The 22,385-nt window shown below is 37.9% G+C and carries 23 protein-coding genes; 16 read left to right on the forward strand and 7 right to left on the reverse strand.

Annotation, left to right across the window (positions count from 1 at the left end):
* Nucleotides 1–4: 4 nt before the first annotated feature.
* Both prpE and AR335_RS01330 read right to left on the reverse strand, forming a co-directional pair.
* On the reverse strand, nt 5–742 hold the full coding sequence (gene prpE, locus AR335_RS01325; protein WP_062231422.1) for a bis(5'-nucleosyl)-tetraphosphatase PrpE: 738 nt from the start codon (nt 740–742) through the stop codon (nt 5–7).
* Between the two features lie 73 nt (nt 743–815).
* Nucleotides 816–1,973, reverse strand: coding sequence for an FtsW/RodA/SpoVE family cell cycle protein (locus AR335_RS01330; protein ID WP_053354740.1), 1,158 nt, complete (start codon nt 1,971–1,973; stop codon nt 816–818).
* 207 nt (nt 1,974–2,180) lie between these two features.
* Here AR335_RS01330 and AR335_RS01335 point away from each other — a divergent pair, with 207 nt between their 5' ends.
* The 11 genes from AR335_RS01335 to AR335_RS01380 all read left to right on the forward strand — a co-directional run bounded on the left by AR335_RS01335 (nt 2,181) and on the right by AR335_RS01380 (nt 12,157).
* Entirely contained in the window at nt 2,181–4,022 is a 1,842-nt protein-coding gene (locus AR335_RS01335; RefSeq protein WP_062231424.1) for a monovalent cation:proton antiporter family protein, read from the forward strand.
* Nucleotides 4,023–4,124: 102 nt separating this feature from the next.
* Nucleotides 4,125–4,271, forward strand: a complete 147-nt coding sequence (locus tag AR335_RS24620) for a hypothetical protein (RefSeq protein ID WP_091006588.1) — start codon at nt 4,125–4,127, stop codon at nt 4,269–4,271.
* A 136-nt stretch (nt 4,272–4,407) separates the two neighbouring features.
* Nucleotides 4,408–5,184, forward strand: coding sequence for an enoyl-ACP reductase FabI (fabI, locus tag AR335_RS01340; protein ID WP_053354738.1), 777 nt, complete (start codon nt 4,408–4,410; stop codon nt 5,182–5,184).
* A gap of 255 nt (nt 5,185–5,439) precedes the next feature.
* Nucleotides 5,440–5,766, forward strand: a complete 327-nt coding sequence (locus AR335_RS01345; RefSeq protein ID WP_156418819.1) for a hypothetical protein — start codon at nt 5,440–5,442, stop codon at nt 5,764–5,766.
* Nucleotides 5,767–5,872: 106 nt separating this feature from the next.
* Complete coding sequence (locus tag AR335_RS01350; RefSeq protein ID WP_062231429.1) at nt 5,873–6,862, forward strand: glycosyltransferase family 2 protein; 990 nt, start codon at nt 5,873–5,875, stop codon at nt 6,860–6,862.
* A 53-nt stretch (nt 6,863–6,915) separates the two neighbouring features.
* Nucleotides 6,916–7,962 carry a UDP-glucose 4-epimerase GalE gene (gene galE / locus AR335_RS01355; RefSeq protein WP_062231432.1) on the forward strand — a complete coding sequence of 349 codons (1,047 nt, stop codon included), beginning with the start codon at nt 6,916–6,918 and terminating at the stop codon, nt 7,960–7,962.
* Nucleotides 7,956–8,942, forward strand: coding sequence for a glycosyltransferase (locus AR335_RS01360; protein ID WP_062231434.1), 987 nt, complete (start codon nt 7,956–7,958; stop codon nt 8,940–8,942). Before galE (AR335_RS01355) ends, AR335_RS01360 begins: the two co-directional genes overlap by 7 nt.
* 122 nt (nt 8,943–9,064) lie before the next feature.
* The gene (locus AR335_RS01365) at nt 9,065–9,748 is read left to right on the forward strand and encodes a PIG-L deacetylase family protein (RefSeq protein ID WP_062231435.1); all 684 of its coding nucleotides are present in this window, start codon (nt 9,065–9,067) and stop codon (nt 9,746–9,748) included.
* 39 nt (nt 9,749–9,787) lie between these two features.
* Nucleotides 9,788–10,408 carry a methyltransferase domain-containing protein gene (locus AR335_RS01370; RefSeq protein WP_062231437.1) on the forward strand — a complete coding sequence of 207 codons (621 nt, stop codon included), beginning with the start codon at nt 9,788–9,790 and terminating at the stop codon, nt 10,406–10,408.
* A 144-nt stretch (nt 10,409–10,552) separates the two neighbouring features.
* Entirely contained in the window at nt 10,553–11,344 is a 792-nt protein-coding gene (locus AR335_RS01375; RefSeq protein ID WP_062231439.1) for a glycosyltransferase family 2 protein, read from the forward strand.
* 15 nt (nt 11,345–11,359) lie between these two features.
* Entirely contained in the window at nt 11,360–12,157 is a 798-nt protein-coding gene (locus AR335_RS01380) for a glycosyltransferase family 2 protein (protein WP_062231441.1), read from the forward strand.
* Between the two features lie 133 nt (nt 12,158–12,290).
* Here AR335_RS01380 and AR335_RS01385 read toward each other — a convergent pair whose 3' ends face one another.
* The 5 genes from AR335_RS01385 to AR335_RS01405 all read right to left on the reverse strand — a co-directional run bounded on the left by AR335_RS01385 (nt 12,291) and on the right by AR335_RS01405 (nt 17,723).
* Entirely contained in the window at nt 12,291–13,247 is a 957-nt protein-coding gene (locus AR335_RS01385; RefSeq protein ID WP_062231443.1) for a UDP-glucuronic acid decarboxylase family protein, read from the reverse strand.
* Nucleotides 13,248–13,270: 23 nt separating this feature from the next.
* The gene (locus AR335_RS01390) at nt 13,271–14,560 is read right to left on the reverse strand and encodes a UDP-glucose dehydrogenase family protein (protein ID WP_082683306.1); all 1,290 of its coding nucleotides are present in this window, start codon (nt 14,558–14,560) and stop codon (nt 13,271–13,273) included.
* 106 nt (nt 14,561–14,666) lie between these two features.
* A complete protein-coding gene (locus AR335_RS01395) occupies nt 14,667–15,668 on the reverse strand; it encodes a hypothetical protein (protein ID WP_062231445.1) in 1,002 nt (333 codons plus the stop codon).
* Nucleotides 15,665–16,633 (reverse strand): hypothetical protein, encoded by a 969-nt coding sequence (locus AR335_RS01400; protein WP_156418821.1) that lies wholly within the window; start codon nt 16,631–16,633, stop codon nt 15,665–15,667. The genes AR335_RS01395 and AR335_RS01400 overlap by 4 nt, the downstream gene beginning before the upstream one ends.
* A gap of 64 nt (nt 16,634–16,697) precedes the next feature.
* Nucleotides 16,698–17,723, reverse strand: a complete 1,026-nt coding sequence (locus AR335_RS01405) for a sugar phosphate nucleotidyltransferase (protein ID WP_062231448.1) — start codon at nt 17,721–17,723, stop codon at nt 16,698–16,700.
* 192 nt (nt 17,724–17,915) lie between these two features.
* Between AR335_RS01405 and AR335_RS01410 the strand changes: the two genes are divergently transcribed.
* The 5 genes from AR335_RS01410 (at nt 17,916) to AR335_RS01430 (ending at nt 22,361) form a co-directional block, all read left to right on the forward strand.
* Entirely contained in the window at nt 17,916–18,572 is a 657-nt protein-coding gene (locus tag AR335_RS01410; RefSeq protein WP_062231451.1) for a class I SAM-dependent methyltransferase, read from the forward strand.
* Between the two features lie 37 nt (nt 18,573–18,609).
* Nucleotides 18,610–19,410, forward strand: a complete 801-nt coding sequence (locus tag AR335_RS01415) for a glycosyltransferase family 2 protein (protein ID WP_062231453.1) — start codon at nt 18,610–18,612, stop codon at nt 19,408–19,410.
* Nucleotides 19,411–19,506: 96 nt separating this feature from the next.
* Nucleotides 19,507–20,634 (forward strand): UDP-galactopyranose mutase, encoded by a 1,128-nt coding sequence (gene glf, locus AR335_RS01420; protein ID WP_062231455.1) that lies wholly within the window; start codon nt 19,507–19,509, stop codon nt 20,632–20,634.
* 10 nt (nt 20,635–20,644) lie between these two features.
* A complete protein-coding gene (galE, locus tag AR335_RS01425) occupies nt 20,645–21,634 on the forward strand; it encodes a UDP-glucose 4-epimerase GalE (protein WP_062231457.1) in 990 nt (329 codons plus the stop codon).
* A gap of 55 nt (nt 21,635–21,689) precedes the next feature.
* A complete protein-coding gene (locus AR335_RS01430; protein WP_062231459.1) occupies nt 21,690–22,361 on the forward strand; it encodes a glycosyltransferase in 672 nt (223 codons plus the stop codon).
* The last annotated feature ends 24 nt before the right edge of the window (nt 22,362–22,385 follow it).

Here is a 22,385-nt window from a genome sequence, read left to right on the forward strand (position 1 = left end):
GTTCTTACAAGAAACTCCGAAACTTTTCTTCAACAAATGGCATAGACGAAGGTACAGAAACGGTCTGTTTCTCAGGATGGCGCAGGGCAGTCAGGCGGTTGCCGAACACGCAGCCGGTATCAATGTTAATGGTGCCATTCACTTCCCGCGGTTCTAAGACAGGAGTATGGCCATAGACGATGCAGGCATTCCCGCTATAATGACTGGCCCAATCCCTTCTAACGGGTGTTCCGTCCGGATTGGTTTTACCCGTAATATCACCGTACAATACAAAGGTCTCAACTTTCTTCCCGGTCTTCCCGATATAATCCTCTCGAATTCCGGCATGGGCAATCACAAGCTGGCCATGGTCAAGTACAAGATATAGGGGAGAGCTTTCATACAGCTCCATGAAATGATTTTTCACCTGATTAAACTCGCTGGGCGGAAGCTCATTTAGCTCAGCTACGGTTGTTTCCAGTCCGTGAGTAATCTTAACATTACGGCCCAGGAAATATCGGTAAAGCTTATTGCAGTGGTTTCCCGGAACATACAAGGCTTGATCAGCCTTGAACAGCTGATAGACATGTTCCATCAATTTGATAGAGCAGGGGCCACGGTCCGTAAGATCACCAACGAAAACCAGTTTCCGATCCTCATCATGTACAGGCATTTCATTTTTCCATATGTATCCTAGCTTCATGGTTAGTTCATAATATTCATCCCAGCAGCCGTGAATGTCTCCGATTACATCGTAGTTCATGTTCGTCACCTCAATTATCCTTTACTTACTATAACCTCAAGAGAAAAGAAAAACACCTGCAATAACAGGTGTTTTACTCAAACATATATTTTCTTGTCCTTGATCGAACATTGAGCACGAGGCCAAAAGCGATCATCTGGGCCAGAACCGAACTTCCTCCGTAACTGATGAAGGGGAGTGGAATTCCTGTGATCGGCATGACCTGAATATTCATTCCGATATTTTGGAAAACCTGGAACGTGACCATCCCGATTACACCTGCACACAGGTAGCTTCCAAATGCTTCATTGCTTTCTAATGCTGTATTGATCATTCGGTAGATCATAAGGAAGAATAAAGAGATCAATACGCTTGTACCGATAAAGCCCCATTCTTCACCAACGATCGAAAAGATGAAATCCGTCTGTGCCTCTGGAAGGTAAACAGACCCATGGGTAAAGCCCTTTCCGAACAGTTGTCCTGAACCGATGGCCATTAAGGCGTTCCGGATATGGTAACCTTCATCTTTGTGTCCATAGGGATCAAGCCAGGCATAAAAGCGTTCCAGCTGATATTCATCAAGGATATGATCCAGGAAAAATTGCGGGAAGGTAAAATAGATCCAAACCAGCAATGTGATAAAAAGAACGCCTATTAAAATGATCACGGCAATAATCCGCCACCTGATTCCGGATACGAGCATCAGACTCAGTGTAAGGGCGATAAACACCAAACTCGTACCGAGGTCAGGCTGCATCAGGATGAGGAGCATTGGAGGCATGACGATCAGCGCAATTTTACCAATAAGCAGCAAATCTTCATGCAAGGTCCGCACAATATATTTTTCGTTATGGGTTGCGATGGTATTGCTGATTGAAATAATCAAGGCGACCTTCATCAGCTCTGATGGCTGAAGAGCGAAGGGACCGAAGCGGAACCAAGCTCTTGCCCCATTAATATTCGGTACAAGAGATTCAGGAGCAATTACAATCCCGATCAAGAGCAGGATGCCGAAACCGTACAAATACCATGATAGTTTTCTAAACTGGTCAAAATCCAGAATCATTACACCGGCAACAGCGAAAGCGCCGACCACGTACCACATAAGCTGCTTGATAACAAAGTTAGAATCATATTGTGCAATTTCCTGAGCACTGTATATGGCCATACAGCTTATGCATATCATTAGAAACAGTAAAAATATTAAATTATAATCAATCTGCTGCAGCGGGGACTGCCTGTTATTTTCCATTGCATTCATACTCCTTATCTCGGATAACATGTTCTATCTTACCGAAAAATGAGAAGTTTGCATACTGAAAAGGGGGACATTAATTTGACAATTACATTACTTATTTTTTATAGTGGACAAAATCAATTGGTGCATACTGATATATAAGGAGTTTTTATGTCATACATCTTGGGTAAATAAGTACTTATTGTAAAAAAGGAGGTAGCTATGGGAGGCCATGCTTCAATTTCTTCACTCGTCATCGTCATTTTAACAGCATTCTTTATACCAATTCTGCTCAACAAGTTTAAGATCAGGTTTTTACCGGTAGTGGTCGCGGAGATCATCGCCGGAATCATCATTGGAAAAAGCGGATTTGATATTGTTCATGCGGGAACATGGCTAGATATCCTTTCTGTGCTCGGTTTCATCTTTTTAATGTTCTTAAGCGGGCTCGAGATTGATTTCTCGGTGTTTGCTCCAAGTGCAGAGAAGAAAAAGCTGGCGAACGGTAAGACAGAACCGAACCGGCTGGCTGTCTCCACCATTATTTTTACTTTGATTTTCGTTATCTCTTTTGCTTTATCCATGGTCTTTGTATGGACCGGGTTTACTGATAATGCGTTCTTTATGACGCTGATCATCTCGACTATATCATTGGGAGTCGTTGTACCGACTTTAAAGGAAGAGGAGTTGTCCAAGACTGGAATCGGCCAGATTATTCTTTTGATTGCGGTCATCGCCGATCTCGTCACGATGATCCTGCTCGCTGTATTCGTTTCTCTTCAATCGGGAGACAGCGGACAGATGTGGCTTCTGCTTATTCTATTCGGTGCTGGCATTGTACTGTATTTTATCGGAAAGTACATGCGCCATCATACGTTTCTTGAAACACTTTCTAAAGGGACAGTACAAATTGATACACGAGCCGTGTTCACGCTAATCATCGTTCTAGTTGGTGTTTCTGAATCCGTAGGTGCTGAAAACATCCTGGGAGCCTTTTTGGCAGGGGTATTAGTCTCACTTCTTTCTCCAAATCAGCATATGGTCCATAAACTGGATTCCTTTGGCTACGGATTTCTTATTCCGATCTTTTTTGTTATGGTCGGTGTGGAGCTGGACTTGGTTTCTGTATTAAAGGACCCGAAAGTGCTCATCTTGATTCCGTTGCTGCTTTTAGGGCTCTTGATTTCTAAATTTGTTCCTATAATAGTGCTGAGAAAATGGTATGACTGGAAGACTGTACTGGCATCAGGATTTTTATTGACATCTACCTTATCACTCGTAATTGCCGCGGCAAAGATTGGTGAAAGGATTAAAGTAATCGATTCAAGTACATCATCAGCCTTGATCTTGACGGCGGTCATCAGCTGTATTATCACACCGGTGTTCTTTAAGAAGCTGCTTCCAAGAAAAAAAATCGAAAACGCCAAAGAAAGATTGGCCATCATCGGTGCCAATCAATTTACACTTCCGGTTTCCAAAGAACTCGACAGCGGGCGCTATGAAAAGAAAGTCTATCACACGAGACAAGAAGAAAAAGATCCGAAGCAGCTGGAATCCTTTGAGATCATCGAACTGGAGGACTATTCAGCAGACACACTACAAAACAACGGTGCCTTTGATTCGGATATTCTGATCGTAGCTACGGGTGAAGACGGTGTGAACGAATCGATCGCCCATGAAGCCAGCAATTATGGCATCAAACGGGTCATCACCCGAATTGAGGATCCCGTGAAAAGGGAAGAGCTGGGCAATAAAAATATTGAAGTGTACTCTGCCTTTTTCAGCTCTCAGGTACTGCTTAAGATGATGATTGAGAATCCATCGGTCGCGAGCTTTCTATCCCATAATGACAATTCTTTATACGAGATTTCAGTGAAAAATATGGATTATCATAAAACCGCACTCCGAAACTTCCCGCATTTTGGAGATGCGATCATCGTCAGGATTTTCCGAGGCAAGGATTCTATCGTTCCTCATGGCGATACCGAAATTTTGTTCGGTGATAAGCTGATTGTGACAGGCAGCAGGGAACATATTAAAGAGTTAAAGCGTGTATTAAGGTAAAAGAAGACGCACGAAAGCATGCTGTTTTTTTTCAGCAGCCTGCTTTCGGCGTCTTTTTGTATGAAATTACGTCCATACTAACGATAAAAAGGAGTGATGAAAATGAGTTTGCCAATCGTTAGATGTCCTCAATGCCACAAAGAAGCAGAGATTGATGCCGTACTGACGGCCCAGTCCAATCAAAATGTAATCTTTAACTGTCCCGGCTGCGGTTATGAAGCCCGAAATATTGAAACGAGCAAAGGATAAAAAAGATAAGAGGGTTCTAGTATTTCCTTTCTTTTAAAATCTGTTATACTAATATTAGGACTAGGTACTAATAACAATTGCTAATATGGTCCGAATGAAATTTATCCTGCCATATTTAATAAGGAGGAACTACAAAATGAATCTATCACTTGAAAACCGTACATATGTCATTATGGGAGTTGCCAACAAACGAAGTATTGCATGGGGGATTGCTCAGTCGCTGTCTAAAGCAGGAGCAAGGCTTATTTTTACATACGCTGGCGAGCGCCTCGAGAAAAACGTAAGGGATCTTGCTGAAACGCTTGAGCGCAAGGATTCGCTGGTTCTCCCTTGTGACATTACGAACGATGATGAAATTAAATCTACTTTTGAGCAGATTAAAGCTGAAGTCGGGGTAATTCATGGGCTTGCCCACTGCATCGCTTTTGCGAATACAGATGAACTAAAAGGTGAATACCTGAATACGACGAGAGACGGGTTCTTACTCGCTCATAACATCTCTTCTTATTCGCTTACTGCGGTTGCTAAAGAAGCACGCGGCCTAATGACAGAAGGCGGAAGCATCGTAACATTAACTTACCTTGGAGGAGAGCGTGTCCTTCAGAACTACAACGTAATGGGTGTTGCCAAGGCTTCACTGGATGCCAGCGTGAAATACCTCGCGAGTGACCTTGGAAAAGAAAACATTCGTGTAAACGCGATTTCGGCCGGTCCAATCCGTACGCTCGCTGCGAAAGGAATCGGCGACTTCAACAGCATCTTAAAGCAAATTGAAGAAAAAGCCCCTCTCCGCCGTACAACGACTCCAGAAGAAGTTGGCGATACAGCTCTATTCCTGATGAGTGATCTTTCAAGAGGCATTACAGGGGAAACGATTCATGTGGACAGTGGGTACAGCATTTTAGGAAACTAATCCTTGTATAATAATATTTAATCCGCCAGCCAGTATACCCAGTATATTGGCTGGTATTTTTTTATGATTAATGCTGAAAACGGTGCGATGAGCAAACCGATCGTGGCCAATAAGAAATTCAATGTAATTAATAAAAACGATGTCTATTCTTGGCTCCCTTTCCTTCTAAATAATGAAACTGTAAGAACTGTAAGAAGAATTGTATAGGGACTTCTTTATAAAAGGCTGTTTTCGTAACCAAAGCTGCTTTTGAAAGTGGTTGATTTCTGTTTCAGGATGCTCGCTTTTACCGGTGTAAACGCCTACTTTCGCGGGGCGGGCGGTGAGCCTTACCGGCGCCAGCGCCAACTTTCTCGGCGCAAGCGCCTGTGGGTCTCACCTGTCCCGCTAGTCCCGCAGGACAAGGAAGGCTTGGGCAGCGTTATATCGCACGAAGAAAATGTGAAATTCATTTTCGAGGAGTCTCGCACCTTGCACTCCAATCAACTTGTCAATGAAGCCTATTTACAAAAAGGTTCCCAAAGCAACAATCTTTTAGAAATGAGCCGTATAAAAAGGGCTTCGTGGCAGGGAAATGGCTGAAAATGACCGCGTAAATAACCTAAGACAAGCGGATAGCATAAAGTGATTGTAGGGTAATGCATCTGGAAAGAGGGATGGTTTCGTTGAAGAGAATGAGTAGTGTTTTATGCTAGTATCTGTTGTAATGCCTGTTTATAATGGTGAAGCTTTTTTAATGGAATCTGTTGATAGTGTCCTTAATCAAACCTATAAACATTTCGAATTAATCGTTGTAAACGATGGATCCACAGACCGTACGAAAGATATTCTGAGTTCATTGAATGATGATCGAATAAAGAGTATTCATCTGGAAAAAAACGGTGGAGCTGCAAATGCATTAAATATTGGCATCAAGGAAGCCAAAGGGGATTGGATAGCGATTCAGGATGCTGATGACATCAGCTTACCGAACAAGTTAGAGGAACAGATACGTTATATCTGTGAACATCCGGATGCAACCGCTGTAGGTTCGCTTATAGAATGTATTTCAGGCCATGCTGAAGTTCCTATGAGAAATCTGCAAATAGAAGCCACTAGAAATCACCTTTCTTCCAAAGAGCATATTAACGCTTATCGTTTTTATTTAAACCCTTTTTGCCACGGATCAGTTTTATTTTCTAAATCAATTTTTAATCAAATAGGGGGCTATGACCCTCAATATAAAATATGTTATGACTATGATTTATGGTTAAGGATGCTTGAGTTAACCCCCATTCATAAAATACCTATTGTGTTGTACCAGTATCGAGTTCATTCTGGGTCGATCAGCCGGAAAAACCAGCAAACGATAAATGAAGATTGGCTAGTAGCTTCTAAACATTTAAAAAAACAATTACAGGAGCGTTTTAAAAGAGCGCCGAGTTTTATCGTATTTGGCAAAGAAGAGGCCTGCGAAGATTTTAAACAAGTCAGTTTAATGAACAGAATAGACGTATCAGGATATTTTTATAAGGATTTTGACAATGATGATATGCTGCAGCTTTATTATGAGAGGAACATCGATGGGATTATTTTTTTGGAAGATATTAGCCTGATAAGCCTGTTTTATAAACTGCAGGAAAAAGGATTAGAGCTGAATAAAAACCTGTATAAAATTTGGGCAGGATATTATAAATAACACTTGCTGTAAGGATAAGAAAGTAACAATAGTTTTGAATGGGAGGCAGCAGCATGGCCATTTTAGTTACGGGAGGTGCAGGTTATATTGGCACCCATACGTGTGTGGAGCTTTTAAATAAAGGCTATGACATTGTTGTGTTAGATAAATTGTCCAATAGTAAAAGAGAATCAGTCAACCGAGTAATGGAGATTTCAGGCAGAAGTTTTAAATTTGAGAATGTTGATCTTGTAAAGAAAAAGGAACTGGAAAGAGTTTTTACCGAGAATAAGATTGAAGCTGTCGTCCACTTTGCCGGATTAAAGGCAGTTGGAGAGTCAGTGAAAAAGCCTCTTGATTATTATCGAAATAATGTCATGGGTACGATTTTGCTTTGTGAGGCAATGCAGCAATTTGGTGTGAAAAATGTGGTGATTAGTTCTTCTGCCGCAGTATATGGTACAACCAAGCAAATGCCAATAGCAGAAGATGCACAGCTTGGTCCGGATAACCCTTATGGCCGGACGAAGCTGATGATCGAAGAAATACTTCGAGATCTCTATGTTTCAGATAGCGAATGGAGCATTGCTCTCCTGCGATATTTCAATCCGGTTGGAGCGCATGAAAGTGGACGAATTGGGGAGGATCTGAACGGAATTCCTAGTAACTTAGCACCCTATATCACACAGGTCGCTGTCGGGAGATTGAAGGAAGTTAATGTCTTTGGCAATGATTATCAAACAAAAGATGGTACAGGAGTCAGGGATTATATCCATATCACTGATCTGGCAAAGGGACACTTAAAGGCGTTAGATAAAGTGTTGGCCGGCAATGGTGTAGAGGCTTTTAACCTTGGGACTGGAAAAGGGTATAGTGTGATGGAAATGATTGCAGCGTTTGAAAAAGCAACTGGACAAAAGATACCTTACAAAGTGGTGGACCGCCGGCCTGGAGATGTTTCAGTCAGTTATGCAGACCCGGCAAAAGCCAAGAGGATGCTAGGATGGGAAGCCCAAAAGGGGATTGATGAAATGTGTGCTGATGCCTGGAATTGGCAGAAGAACAATTTATATGCTTCATTGATAAAAAATGACTCAGTTATAGGAGAGTATGAATGTTAGTTTCAGTTGTAATGGCTGTTTACAATGCTGAAGACTATGTTGAAGAGGCTATTAAAAGTATCTTAAATCAGACATATGATAAAATAGAGCTAATTATTGTTAATGATGCATCTATTGATCGGTCATATGAAATTCTTGAGTCAATAAAAGATCAAAAGGTAAAGGTTATCCATTTAGATAAAAATCAGGGAGCTGCTCATTGCTTAAATATCGGAATTAAGCAAGCTAGCGGAAGTTGGATTGCGATTCAGGATGCCGATGATCTAAGTCTTCCAAATCGCATTGAAGAACAGGTAAAGTATGTTACAAACCATGCCGGGATAGCAGCAGTCGGCTCGTTTATTCATTGTATACATGGAAAAAAATTAATCTCAAATGAATTATTATTAATGGAAGAGGAAGGATATAATGCCTCCAGTGAACATTTAAAAGAACACCGTTTTTTTTCCTGTTTTATGTGTCATGGTTCAGTTATGTTTTCTAAATCTGTTTTTGATAAATTGGGCGGTTATAATCCGGCATATAGAATCGCCTATGATTATGATCTTTGGATGCGTATGCTTGAAATATTGCCGATTCATAAACTGCCTAAAGTATTATATGAATACCGAATACACCCGGATTCACTTAGTCGATTAAAAAGGCAGGACACAGTTAATGAAGTTTGGCTGATTTCCAGTAAAAATATTCAAAAAAAATTAGTGGATGGTTTAAACCATAACCCCAATTTTGTTATTATCGGCGACCGAAAGACATGTAAAGAATTTAAAAACATTGCGTGTACAGAAAATTCTCTCTCAGTCTATGATTTTTACTATAAAAACAATAGAAGTTTAAGTTCTAAAATTTATAAACTTTATTGCACCGGTAAGGTGGATGCTGTAATTTTTCTTAACAGTTATAAATTATTAGGAATTTATGAGCAGTTAAAACAACAAGGATTGATTTTTAACGATAATTTGTTCAGGATCATGGTGTAAGATATCTTCTTACTATAATGCAATCATAGTAATGTATAACTCCGTGGTTTTTTGCCTATACATCCCCTTAATTGCTGAATAGATTAAACTAATACAATGTATTTAAGTTTCGGGGGTGTACGATGCTTAACACTGGGAATGAACGGATATTAATCATAGCACCACACTCCGATGATGAAGTATTGGGTTGTGGAGGATTGATTGAGAGAGCATGCAGGTTAGGAAATCATGTGAAAGTTGTCATTGCAGCATTAGGAGAAACAACATTCATCCATTCCGGAATGAAAGTGACAGCCGATATTAGAAAAAAGGAACTGTCCGATGCCTTATCGTTTTTGGGTTGTGAAGATTATGAAGTCTTGTTTGAAGATAAAGAAGGGATATTGGACACCATTCCGCAAAAACAATTAGTCTCAAAAATTGATGATATCTTGATGAGTTTTAAACCCTCAATGGTGTTCATACCATATCCGAGTTTTCATCAGGATCATAAGGCGCTTTTTCATGCCTGCATGGCCAGCTTAAGGCCACAGCCTCATCTAAATTATAAGTTGATTGCTATGTATGAGTACCCTTTAATCGTCTGGCAATATCCTCGAATTAACAATGCCGGTGAGCTTTTCTTGGATCTTGGTGAAAAAATAGATATGAAAGTAGAAGCAATGAAAATGCATGTTTCCCAAATCCGTGAGTCTCAACATCTTATTTCACCAGAAAGTATAAAGAAATGGGCAGAAAAAAGAGGGATGGAGAACGGGTCCCAATATGCTGAGAAATATTATATTTTACGTGCAAAGCTTTTTTAGCATTCTGCCAGGAATAAAAGAGTTATTAAGGAGGAATTTTTGCTGAATAACTTTTCAATAAGACCCAAAAGCAGAAATTTTGGATTCGATCGGGGAAAACCTATTGATAGATTTTATATTGAGAAATTTTTAGAGAATAACCGCGCAGAGATAAAAGGACATGTTCTGGAAGTAGGAGATAATTATTATACGAGGACCTATGGAACTAACGTTTTGAAAAGCGATGTGCTGAACCTCATTCCTTCACCTGAAGCGACCATTGTAGGTGACTTGGCAACAGGAGAAAATATTCCTCATGAGGTTTTTGACTGTATTATACTGACCCAGGTCATTCATGTCATATACGATATTAAAATGGCATTAAACAATACAATAAAAGCGTTAAAACCAGGAGGGACATTGCTGATAACTACGACTGGTTTAAGCCCAAGCTGCCGAACAGATTTTCATGGAGACTATTGGAGATTTACGGATACTTCATTGCGGATGCTGTTGAATGAGCTCGTTGATGAAGAAAAGATAGAGATAGATGTATTTGGCAATGTTGCTGTAGCGAAAGCATTTCTTGACTGTTTGGCCGTTCATGAAATCCCTGAAGCCATTTTAGGCATTAAGGATGAACATTACCAGGTGATTCTAACTGCAATAGTTAAAAAATAATGTTTAAAAGAGCAAATGATGAATTGCTCTTTTTTTTATTTGATACAAACATCAGTACAATCAGGATTGGAATTAAGTGCATATAAATTAATAAGGAATATTTTTTTTACAGGATATTATAAATTTTAAGAGGTGTTTAAGTAGTTGGATAAAGAAGTGACCATTTTAATACCTTCATTTAATTCAGGAATATATTTAAGAGAAGCTTTAGAGAGTGTGTTTAATCAAACATATCCCTATTGGAAAATTATTTTAGTGGATGATGCATCAACTGATGATAGCTTGTCCCATGCTGCTGATCTGTTGGAAGATCAAAGAATTACACTTATCAAGAATAAAAAAAACGTCGGCCAATCTATGTCACAAAACATTGGGCTTGAAAGAATAAATACAGAATTCTTTATGCAATTAGACGCTGATGATTGGCTTCCAGAAAACACACTGGATTTATTAATGGATACAGCAAGAAATTTACCTGAAGAAGTAGCATTGATTGTTGGCAATGTTATTGAAGTGACAGAAATCAGAAAAAGAAAAAGGTACAGATATGTTTCTAATGAATGGGACAATATTCTGCAGGAAAAATATGAACTGTTGCTTTCAAACTATATTCCTTGGCCAAAGTTTTACCGAACATCATTGATAAAAAAGATGGGCGGATGGGCAGTTAATGACCCGTTTAACGGCAGGCATGCAGAAGATCTTCGTATGTTTTTACGATTAATAGAAGAATACCGTTTTTACTATATACCACAAACCATTTTATACTATCGAATACATGCAAGGAATTCCACACATCAAAAAGACGTTTACAGAGAGGCTGTAGAGTGGATCGTACGCGATGCTCTTCACCGGTGGGGAAATGAATATGAACCAGTATTTAAGGAAATTAGAGGCGGTTGGAGAGTAGTTAAAAAGTTAAACCGGATTGAATAGGAAGGGTTGGTGAAAATGGACGAAAAAGTAACGGTTCTAATCCCCTCGTATAACCCTGGCAAGTATTTAAGAAATGCAATAGAGAGTGTAATTAACCAGACGCATCAAGGCTGGAAAATGGTCATCGTAGACGATGCTTCGACTGATGATAGTTTATCAACGATACAGGACTATCTATCCGATCCCCGTATAGTCCTTATAAAAAACAAGCAAAATTTAGGACAGTCCAAAACCCAAAACGCTGGTTTAGAGCAAATAGATACTCTTTTTACAATAATGCTGGATAGTGATGACTGGTTTTTTCCAGACACACTTGAAATTCTGATGAATGAGGCGGAAAGGTTGCCCGATGAGGTAGCATTGATCTGCGGCAAAAAAACAATTGTATTAGAAAATGATCAGGGTGAAGTGGTATATAAGATGCTGGATATAAAGGGTCGTTCATATGAAGATCCTTATGAATTTTTGTTGGAAAATTTTGTTCCATATCCCCGTTTTTACCGAACATCCGCGCTTAAAAACGTAGGAGGCTGGCCAACAGATGACCCATACGAGGGGCGTTATCTGGAAGACCGTCGCATGGATGTCCTTTTGATTAAAGATTATAAAATTCGATGGATCGATAAAATGCTCTATAATTATAGAAAACATATCAACAACGTAACGGTTAATAAGAAGGCTATTTTAAATGAGATGATTAAATGGAATATTCATTATGCATTAAATAAATGGGGAAATGAGTTTGAGCCACAATTCTCAATAAATAAAAACGGCTGGGTTGAATTGAGTTCACTTATTCCAGTAAAAACATAGCATAGACCCCATTTTCCAATCCGTATAAAAAGACTGTCTCAAGAAGTTCGTTTCAAAACGATCTGAATGAGGCAGCCTTCTTTTTTATTTGGTTGATTTCCGGAGTTGTCAGCTCTTCCACGTCTTGATTCATTTAGTTACTAAAAGAGGATTTATAAACATTTATTGTTCTTCCTAATCCTTCTTCCAGGCTTACCTTAGGTTCCCAATCAAGAATTTTTTTTGCTTTGTCAATGTTTGGCCGTCTTTGTTTAGGGTCATCTTTTGGCAGAGGGAGAAATACAATATCACTAGAGGAATTTGTGAGTTCTTTTATTAATTTAGCTAGATTTAAAACGGTAATCTCATTTGGATTACCTATATTTATAATTTCTCCGTTTGCGGCATCATTCTTCATCATTAACATAATTGCACGGATGGTGTCGTCTACATAGCAAAATGACCTTGACTGTGAGCCATCTCCATAAACAGTAATTTCCTCTCCCTTTATGGCCTGATTTACAAAATTAGAAATTACACGTCCATCGTCATTTCGCAAACCAGCGGAATACGTGTTAAATATCCGGGCAACCTTGATTTTCACCCCGAAGAGGCTGTGGTATAAATAACAAAACACTTCCCCAAGCCGTTTGCCTTCATCATAGCAGGCTCTCGGTCCCCAGGTATTAACATTGCCCCTGTAATCTTCCGTCTGAGGATGGATTTCTGGGTCGCCATAAACTTCACTTGTACTTAAATATACCATTTTGGCATTATGAGTTTTAGTGAGTTCTAACATGTTTTTCGTTCCAATAGTGTTGATTTCAATGGTCTCAAAAGGATATTTTTGATAGTATTTGGGGGATGCAGGAGAAGCGAGGTGATAAATTTGGTCTATGTCTGTTATTTCCTTTAATGGAAAGAGGTTATCAGAGCAAACATCAAGTTTTATAAAGGTGAAGTTTGGATGAGCATTTAACTTAACAATATTTTGCACCCTGCCGGTAGAAAGATTATCAATTCCTATAATGCAGCAGCCTTCGGATAAAAGAGTTTCTGCCAGCTGATATCCCAAGAAACCGGCCACTCCGGTAATAATTATTTTTTTCAATGCACCTATCACCTCTCAAGTGATTAATTGTAACCTATTCCTTCATAAATATAGCCAATAGATCTCATCTCTGCTGTATTGAGCATATTTCTCCCGTCAAAAATAATAGGGGAATTCATTTTATTTTTTATACCTGCCCAATTTATATTTTTATATTGCGGCCAGTCAGTACAGATTAATATTGCATCTGCATTTGTGATTGCTTCTTCTGCAGAATCTTTTTGACATACAGTATCCGTTAGATTGCCAGGGAGTTTAGCAACGGGATCGTGTACTTCAACAATTGCTCCTTCATTTATTAAGTTTTGTATGATCTTCAAGGATGGCGATTGTCTTATATCATCTGTTTGAGCCTTAAAGGAAAGACCCAATACAGCAATTTTTTTTGCTGCCAAGCTGATTAATCTTGTTTTTACTTTTTTAAAGAGGTAGCCCGGCTGGTTCTCATTAATAGCATGAACTTTCTCGAGAATTGAAAGATCTATATTATTTTTCTTTGCAGTATCGATCAAAGCCAGCACATCTTTTGGAAAACAAGATCCCCCATAGCCAATACCAGCTTCTAAAAATAATTGGCCGATTCTTAAATCCAATCCAACCCCTTTAGCCACATCTTGGACATTAATATGCAATTTGTCACAAAGGATGGCTATTTCGTTAATGAATGAAATTTTAGTTGCTAAAAATGAATTAGCAGTATATTTAATTAATTCTGCAGCACTTGGTGTAGTAACAATAAATGGTGATTTTATTCCCTTATAGAGTTCTTGAAGGAGTGCGGTTGCTTTGTCATTTTCACTTCCAAGTATTATTCGGTCTGGATAAAGGGCATCGTGTAAAGCATTGCCTTCTCTTAAAAACTCTGGATTTGATAATACATCAAAAGAGACAGGATCTTTCTTGGTATTTTCGATCCACAGCTTAACTTGTTTAGACGTTCCCGCGGGCACAGTGCTTTTGATGACGATTATTTTGTATTCATTCAGGTTTGAAGCGATAAATTCAGAAGCTTCCCGTAAAAAGTGCAAATTGGCACTTCCATCTTGATTTTGCGGAGTACCGACACAGATGAAAATAAGGTTATTATCTTTTATAGCTCTTTGATGATCATTTTCAAATGTGATTTTTCCAGAAACTAAGTGCTTTGTTAATAGCGTTTCTAAACCGGGTTCGTAAAAAAAAAGTTTTCCTTTCTGTAAATCATTAATTTTCTTTTGATCAACATCTATCACTGTTACCGAATGTCCCAATTCAGCAAATAGTAAACCAGTAGTTGTTCCTACATAACCTGCCCCAATGATTAAAACATTCAATGAAACACCCCCGTTAAATTTCAGCTATTCTAAAATATGAATGTAACCAATAAAAGGAAACGGCTATAGCTAAAATTAAACACTGTCCCGGACTTGAAATCTGTAATTAGTCTTTATATTTTTTAAAGACATGCCGGTTTTCACTAAAGGGGTTAGTAATCTCAGAACGTGCTAAATCATTATTTTTAAAAATATTACGTATTTTATCGCTTACTAATCTGCCGTTATCAAAGTAATCATAACTCCATGGAATGTTTGATAAATCCCGATGGCCATGATTTTCTAACAATCTCTGATATTCATTGAGTATGTTAATACCGTGAATTGATGTGTCATTGTTTATTAAATACAAGGTGTCAGATATATAAGGCAGTCCGGAAAAATGAAAAAATCGTAAAGGTTGGTCATTTACCTTATAGTTATCGCTTGTTTTTGTAATATTTCTTTCAAATAGATTCCAATACGCAACATTGTATCCCGGGTGTTTTAAATTCATGACTTTATCAAAAAAAACAGGGGCAAGATCCATCCACTTTTGTTCATTGAATAACCCTCTTGGAGGATCGGTATAACAGTATTGATTGAGCCGATCACACCACCAATCCAAAAAAAACTGACATTCTGTAGATCGCTTGAGCGCGATAAAACCAGTATTGAAATTTCCGGAGTTCAAGAGTGCGAATTCCCCAAATAAATGGGCTGGATTTTTTACTGGATTTAAAATATGTGGAGTTAAAACAATAGAATGTAAGCGAAGGGTATCCTCAACCTCTATGAAAGGTCCAAAAACCAGGGTATCACTATCCAGGTAAACGACATGTTCTTCTTTTGGATACTTTTGAAAAATATATTGGAACAGCTGTCCTTTACAGAACCCTGCTGTTTCATATTGACTATATTTAAATATGGTATGTTCAAAATTAAGATGTCCCATATCTTTCGCTAAAACGATTTCATCAAACAGGTCTAATTTCCTTATAGAAACAGGAAGATTTTTTTCGATCAAACAGACGACCATCTTTGATTCTGGATTATACTTTTTAATGGATTGTGCTAATGTCTTGGCCATAGCAAGGTGGTTCAGGCAAACAGAAGTACAGAAAATCAATGTTTTCTCACCTGCGTTTTTCGTATTTTTAACCGTTTAATGGCTTTATTGGTTAGTGAATAGGGGTTTGTAGTATGTGCCTCTAATTCAGAATTATATTTAAATACTGATCGTGATTTATCTTCTATCCGTTCACCATGATCAAAAAAATTATAGCTCCATTCAAAATGGGTAGGATAGAGGTTTTCATTTTCCTCCATTAGAGCAATGTATTGATGTACAACTTTATATATAGACGGATTGTCTGGAAGGTTATCCCGGAGAAAATGTAATGTTGAAAAATGAAAAAATCGAAAAGGTTCACCGTTAGCATAATATACGCCATCTTTCATGCTGATGTTGCGCTGGTTTATATTCCAGAACGCCACATTATAACCGTCATGTTTCAGCACATAAATCTTATCAAACAACATTAAGGCTGCTGTTAGCCATCTCTGGTCGGTAAACAGTCCTTGTTCCGCATCATTAAAAGCATAGCGTTCAAGTCTTGCTGTCCACCAATCCAGCATTGCTTCTGCTTCCATTGAACGTTTAACTCCAATGTACCCGCCGTTAATGATCCCGACTCTCAGAATTAAAATTTCTGCATTTTCCCCCCAAATGGTGTATGTGTTTTTTGGCGGTTCATTATAATGGGGAGTCAATACAATGGAATGCGTTTTAAAGGCAGCAAATACTTCATCAAAACGGGAAAACACTTGAGTATCTGAATCAATATAACTGAAAAATTCCACATCTTTATACTTGCTGTAGACATATTTCATAAGTTGTCCTTTACAAGCACATGCCGCTTCGTATTGATTATATTTAAATATAGTGGTTTCAAAGTTTGTAAAGCCCATGTCCTTAGCCAATACCACTTCATGAAAATCTTGGTCATCCAATAAATGGGCAGGCATGCTTTTTTCTAGTAAACAAATAACCAATTTACTTTCCGGCATATGCTCTTTTAGTGAATTGGCCAATACCTTTGCCTTTGCCAAATGATTTAAACAGACGGATGTACAAAAAATCATATTTCACATCACCTTACTTGGAAATTATTTTAGTGTCATCAAAAAAAATGCATTCAATGGAAGTGTTTTCTATGTGCAGTTTATCGATTTTTGTCCCTTTTCCGAAAATACTATGAGTTATTAAAGAAGAGACATCACTTACATAAACATTTTCCAGAATTATACTGTCTTGAATCCTACAGTTATCTATAACGGCACCCTGTGAAACTGATACATACGGACCTATTGTCGAATTTGTTAGCACACAGTTTTTATCAATATGAACGGGCGGAATCAACTTGCAGTTTTTGATGATGGTTGAAGGGTCTGTAGTCTCCTCTGATCGATTCAGGGAATCTAAAACCCATCGGTTGGCTTCTAACCATCGTTCTATTGTGCCTACATCTGAATATTCCTTATTTGTAACTTGGTAAGAGATATTATATTGATGATTGATTAACCATTGAATGGCGTCAGTAATTTCGTATTCTCCCCTTGAGGAGGGCTGTATATGGTTAATGGCAGTGAGCACGTTGGAGTCAAACGCATAAGCTCCAATTATGGCAAGATTGGATGCTGAATTTTTTGGTTTTTCTTCCACTTTAATGATCTGGTTGTTTTCTACATGGGCGATTCCAAATTCACTAGGATTAGAGACCTTCGTAATCATAACAGCACCGTTGACTGAACTAGACAGGATAGCTTCTTTAAGGGATAAAAGCGATTCATTGATTAGGTTATCTCCTAATAAAAGAATAAATGGTTCGGTCTTCAAAAAATCCGATGCTTGCCTTACCGCATCTCCAATACCTTTTGCTTTCGGCTGATAAATAAGTGTAATTGAAGTATTGTCGGCTCGTCGATTATCTATATACTCACAAATATCTTTTTGTAAAGGGTTTAATACAATGCCAATTTCGTTTATGCCTATTTTTTTCAGGCTTTCAATACAATATTCTAGTAAGGGCTTATTAGCAACTGGTATTAAAGTTTTTGCCCTTGCTAGTGAAAAGGGCCGAAGTCTAGTACCTTTTCCGGCTACTAATATTAATCCTTTCAATAAAAAAACACCACCAGACTGATTAAATAGTATTGTATCTATCATCAAAATATATGTTAAATTATGCATTTATACTGAAAAACGTTACATAAATAGGTGATGTCATATGGATATAAAAATCTATTATATGCCCAACCAATTTGTAGCTTTTGGAATAATTTAAAAGAAAAAGAGGAAGGTGAGAGCAAATAAATGTATTCAAAAGAGTTCTTTAAAAGTAAAAGAGAAGATTCATTATCATCCGCAAACGGGGTTGTTCCCATCGTAAATGAATTAATCCAGCCAAAATCAGTTTTAGATGTTGGATGTGGGACGGGAACGTGGTTAACGGTTTTTAAGAAGAAATATAGAATAAGAGATATTCTTGGCGTTGATGGGGACTATGTGGACAGGAGGCAGCTGGATATACCAAGAAGAAAGTTCTTCCCGTATAACTTGGAGAATCTTCTTGATTTGGGAAGAACATTTGATTTGGTTGTATCGCTTGAAGTAGCGGAACATCTCCCTGAGCATTGTGCTGAAACCTTTGTGCAATCCCTTGTGAATCATGGCTCAGTTGTATTATTTTCAGCAGCTATACCTGATCAGGGCGGTGATCACCATGTTAACGAACAGTGGCCAGATTATTGGATTGAAAAATTTAAAAAACATGATTTCCTGGTCATTGACTGTATACGAGATAAGGTGTGGAGCAGTGATACAGTTGGATGGTGGTATGCTCAAAATATTTTTTTGTTCGTAAAAAGGGAATATTTATTTAACCACCCGGTTTTATTGTCTTTTTATAAAGATGTAAACCCAGTATCTTTTAATAAAGTACACCCCAATAACCAGCTTTCAACTTTATGAAAATTAGAAAAGAATAATGAAGAACATGGAGAGGTTTATGGAAAATTATGATGTTACCGTTTTGATACCTTCCTATAATCCTGGAATATTTTTAAAGGATGCATTGGAAAGTGTGTTCCGGCAAACTTATGATAAATGGAAAATAGTTTTGGTAGACGATGCCTCAACAGATCAAAGTCTTGCTTTTGTCGAAGACTATTTAAATGATCCGAGGGTTACTTTAATTCGTTTGAACAAAAATGCAGGTCAGTCAAAAGCACAAAATGAGGGCCTTGCCGTTATTGATACGCCTTTCATAATGAAGCTTGATTCAGATGATTGGCTTTTTTTTGACACAATTGAAAAACTAAGAAATGAAGCAGAAAAGGTTTCAGATCACGTTGCACTTATTTGGGGCAATAAAACAGATATTTATGAGGATCGGGAAGGGAATAAACTATTGGAAGTACCGCGCATCGGGGGACGTTCCTATAGTGATAGGTATGAATTCTTATTATCTAACGATGTACCCTTTCCCCGTTTTTACAGAACGTCCGCTCTAAAACAAGTGGGTGGATGGCCAACCGATGATCCATGGGAAGGACGTCATCTTGAAGATAAACGAATGGATGCATTGCTTATTGAACATTTTGAAATTCACTGGATAAATGAGATGCTTTATAATTACAGGCAGCATGCAAATAATGCTACCAAAAAAATAGATCTATATAATAAAGTTTTTGAATGGCACATCTATAATACTTTAAAAAATTGGGGTGACTTGTATACCCCTGTTTTTAGAACATATTGTGGCTGGAAACAGCTGGAACAGCTTATTCCAAAGCAAAATCCTGTATAAAAAACAGGATTTTTTCTTTTATTTCCTTGGAAAATACATAGCAATCTCCTTTATTGCATACATAAATCATATAATCCCAATTCTGGGGAGGAAAAGATGAAATTCGATTATTTAATTGTTGGAGCGGGTTTCTCAGGTTGTGTTATGGCTGAAAGAATTTCCAGTAGATTGGGGAAAAGGGTTCTAATTGTCGAACAAAGGAATCATATTGCAGGTAATGCCTATGATTATTTTGATGAAAATGGAGTTCTCGTTCATAAATTTGGTCCACATATTTTTCACACGAATTCGAAGAAAGTGTGGGATTATCTTTCAGCCTATACGGAATGGATTCCTTATTATCACAGAGTACTTGGTATGCTTGATGGAGAAATGGTCCCAATCCCATTTAACCTCAACTCACTAAATATACTATTTCCTTCAACCAAAGCCAAAGCAATAGAAAACGCCCTGTTGGAACAATATAAGTTTGGGGAAAAGATAACGATTCTACAGCTTCAAAATAACAAAAATAAACAGCTGCAAAATCTCGCAGATTATATTTACGAAAAGGTATTTCATGGTTATACGGTAAAACAATGGGGGTTAAGACCCGAAGAGCTGGATGCGTCTGTAACAGGACGGGTACCTATTCTCATCTCCAGAGACAATCGGTACTTTCAAGATAAATATCAAGCGATGCCAAAGCATGGATATACTGAAATGTTTAGAAGAATGTTGAAAAGCCCAAACATCAAATTATTGTTGAAGACTGACTACAAAGAAATCATAGCAGATGTTCAGTTTAACAAATTAATTTTTACAGGCCCTATCGATATGTATTTTGAATATAAATATGGCCAATTGCCATACAGAAGCTTACGGTTCGAATTTGAATTTCACAATAAGGAGGAATTTCAAGAAGCAGGCCAGATCAATTATCCAAATGAGTATGAATTTACGCGTATTACGGAATTTAAAAAATTAACACACCAAAAGAACATCCTGGGAACAACGATTGCAAGAGAATATCCGGAAGTCTACAAAAAAGGTATTAATGACCCGTATTATCCCGTTCCCAAAAAAGAATACAGGGAGCAATATATATTATATGAAACTGAAGCGCAAACCATTAAAGACAAAGTGATATTTGCCGGAAGATTGGCAGAATACAAGTATTATAATATGGACCAAATCGTAGCCAGGGCTCTGCACTTGTTCGAAAAAGAAATTAATACAGAATAGGAGGAGTGCCATGATTCTTGTGACAGGAGGAGCAGGATATATTGGGAGTCACGTAGTCAAAGCTTTAATTATGAAAAATTATCAGGTTGTTGTTATTGATAATTTGTCAACAGGCAATCAGGAAGCACTTGATCCTAAAGCAATATTTGTAAAAGGGGATGTAAGAAACCCTAAAGACTTAGGAGAAATCTTTTCAAATTACCCTATTCGTGCAGTTATGCATTTTGCAGCAAATGCATACGTAGGAGAGTCAGTTGAAAAACCTGCAGTATATTATAGCAACAACGTCAATGGAATGATAACCCTATTGAAGATGATGGTGCAATATAATGTTAAGAAAATTGTTTTCTCCTCATCATGTGCAGTTTACGGGAAACCGCCTTGCAAGATTATAAATGAAAATACTCCTGCAATTCCCATTAATCCTTATGGTTGGACCAAATTAATTGGGGAGCAGCTATTAAGAGACTTTTCAACAGCATATTCTCTAAAATATATTGCTCTGCGGTATTTTAATGTAGCAGGCGCCATTGACTCAGGAGAATTGGGAGAGGACCACACACCTGAGACCCATTTAATTCCCAATATCATAAAACATTTACTCGGCGAGACGAAAAAAATTTTTGTGTATGGCAATGATTATGAAACAAGAGACGGTACATGCATAAGAGATTATATCCATGTTACAGACTTAAGTAATGCCCACATTCTTGCACTTGAAGCACTGCTGGATAGTAAGGCTGCCAACAGAGTTTATAACGTAGGAAATGAAAAAGGAATAAGTGTGAATGAAATAATAAAAATGTGCGAAACGATAATCGGCAGAAAAGCCACTGTGGAATATGCGAAAAGGCGTGATGGAGATCCTCCTGCTCTCATAGCCAGTGCAGATTTGTTGAAAAAAGAGTTTAACTGGAAGGCACAGTTTGACCTGAAAGATATGATTGAATCAGCATACCAATGGTTTTTAAAAAATCCAAAAGGTTATAAAAAGCCGTAAAAGGAAAGGGGATTATATGGTATCTGTCATCACCTGTACAATTAGGGATTCTTGCATGGATAATATATTTGATAATTACAAGACTCAAAATTACGATCATAAAGAACTGATCATTGTGCTTAACCAAGACAGTATGTGTTTGAAAAAATGGCGTGAAAAAGCAAAAAATTATGATAATGTTTCTGTTTTTCAAGTCCCACAACATACCTCCTTAGGTAATTGTATCAATTTTGCAGTGGGGCAGGCTAAATATGATATAATTGCAAATTTTGAGGATGACGATTATTATGCACCAGCATATCTGCAGCATTCTATTTCTGTATTGAATGCTATGAAAGCGGATGTTATAGGAAAGACATCGGTATATATATTCTTGAAAAACAAGCAAGTATTGGCTGTTTTCAATCCAGGCAATGAAAATCAATATGTCAATGATCAAAACAGTTTTGGAAAACAATATTTACAAGGAGGTACGTTAGTATTTTATAAAGCAATTTTGGATCTAGTAAGGTTTCCGGATCAGATTAAAGAAGTAGACCGGATTTTTTGCAGGGACTGTGTGAAGGCGGGCTTAAGGGTTTACTCAACAACAAAAGAAAATTTCACCTATGTAAGGAATGATGATCAGGAACAGCATACGTGGAAGGTGCCTGTGGATGTTATTTTAAGCATAAGCCAATTTATTACGAAGACAGATGATTTCAAACCGTTTGTATCAAAGTTTTGATGTCACTTATGAGGAACAGGGGAG

Origin of the sequence: Fictibacillus sp. FJAT-27399, from assembly GCF_001510655.1 — a bacterium.
Lineage (GTDB): Bacteria > Bacillota > Bacilli > Bacillales > Fictibacillaceae > Fictibacillus_C > Fictibacillus_C marinisediminis.

Bases quoted from the DNA above. Each gene is read 5' to 3' on its own strand.
- prpE (WP_062231422.1), bottom strand. From the start codon at position 742: ATGAACTACGATGTAATCGGAGACATTCACGGCTGCTGGGATGAATAT.
- AR335_RS01330 (WP_053354740.1), bottom strand. From the start codon at position 1,973: ATGGAAAATAACAGGCAGTCCCCGCTGCAGCAGATTGATTATAATTTA.
- AR335_RS01335 (WP_062231424.1), top strand. From the start codon at position 2,181: ATGGGAGGCCATGCTTCAATTTCTTCACTCGTCATCGTCATTTTAACA.
- AR335_RS24620 (WP_091006588.1), top strand. From the start codon at position 4,125: ATGAGTTTGCCAATCGTTAGATGTCCTCAATGCCACAAAGAAGCAGAG.
- fabI (WP_053354738.1), top strand. From the start codon at position 4,408: ATGAATCTATCACTTGAAAACCGTACATATGTCATTATGGGAGTTGCC.
- AR335_RS01350 (WP_062231429.1), top strand. From the start codon at position 5,873: ATGCTAGTATCTGTTGTAATGCCTGTTTATAATGGTGAAGCTTTTTTA.
- galE (WP_062231432.1), top strand. From the start codon at position 6,916: ATGGCCATTTTAGTTACGGGAGGTGCAGGTTATATTGGCACCCATACG.
- AR335_RS01360 (WP_062231434.1), top strand. From the start codon at position 7,956: ATGTTAGTTTCAGTTGTAATGGCTGTTTACAATGCTGAAGACTATGTT.
- AR335_RS01365 (WP_062231435.1), top strand. From the start codon at position 9,065: ATGCTTAACACTGGGAATGAACGGATATTAATCATAGCACCACACTCC.
- AR335_RS01380 (WP_062231441.1), top strand. From the start codon at position 11,360: ATGGACGAAAAAGTAACGGTTCTAATCCCCTCGTATAACCCTGGCAAG.
- AR335_RS01410 (WP_062231451.1), top strand. From the start codon at position 17,916: ATGTATTCAAAAGAGTTCTTTAAAAGTAAAAGAGAAGATTCATTATCA.
- AR335_RS01415 (WP_062231453.1), top strand. From the start codon at position 18,610: ATGGAAAATTATGATGTTACCGTTTTGATACCTTCCTATAATCCTGGA.
- glf (WP_062231455.1), top strand. From the start codon at position 19,507: ATGAAATTCGATTATTTAATTGTTGGAGCGGGTTTCTCAGGTTGTGTT.
- galE (WP_062231457.1), top strand. From the start codon at position 20,645: ATGATTCTTGTGACAGGAGGAGCAGGATATATTGGGAGTCACGTAGTC.
- AR335_RS01430 (WP_062231459.1), top strand. From the start codon at position 21,690: ATGGATAATATATTTGATAATTACAAGACTCAAAATTACGATCATAAA.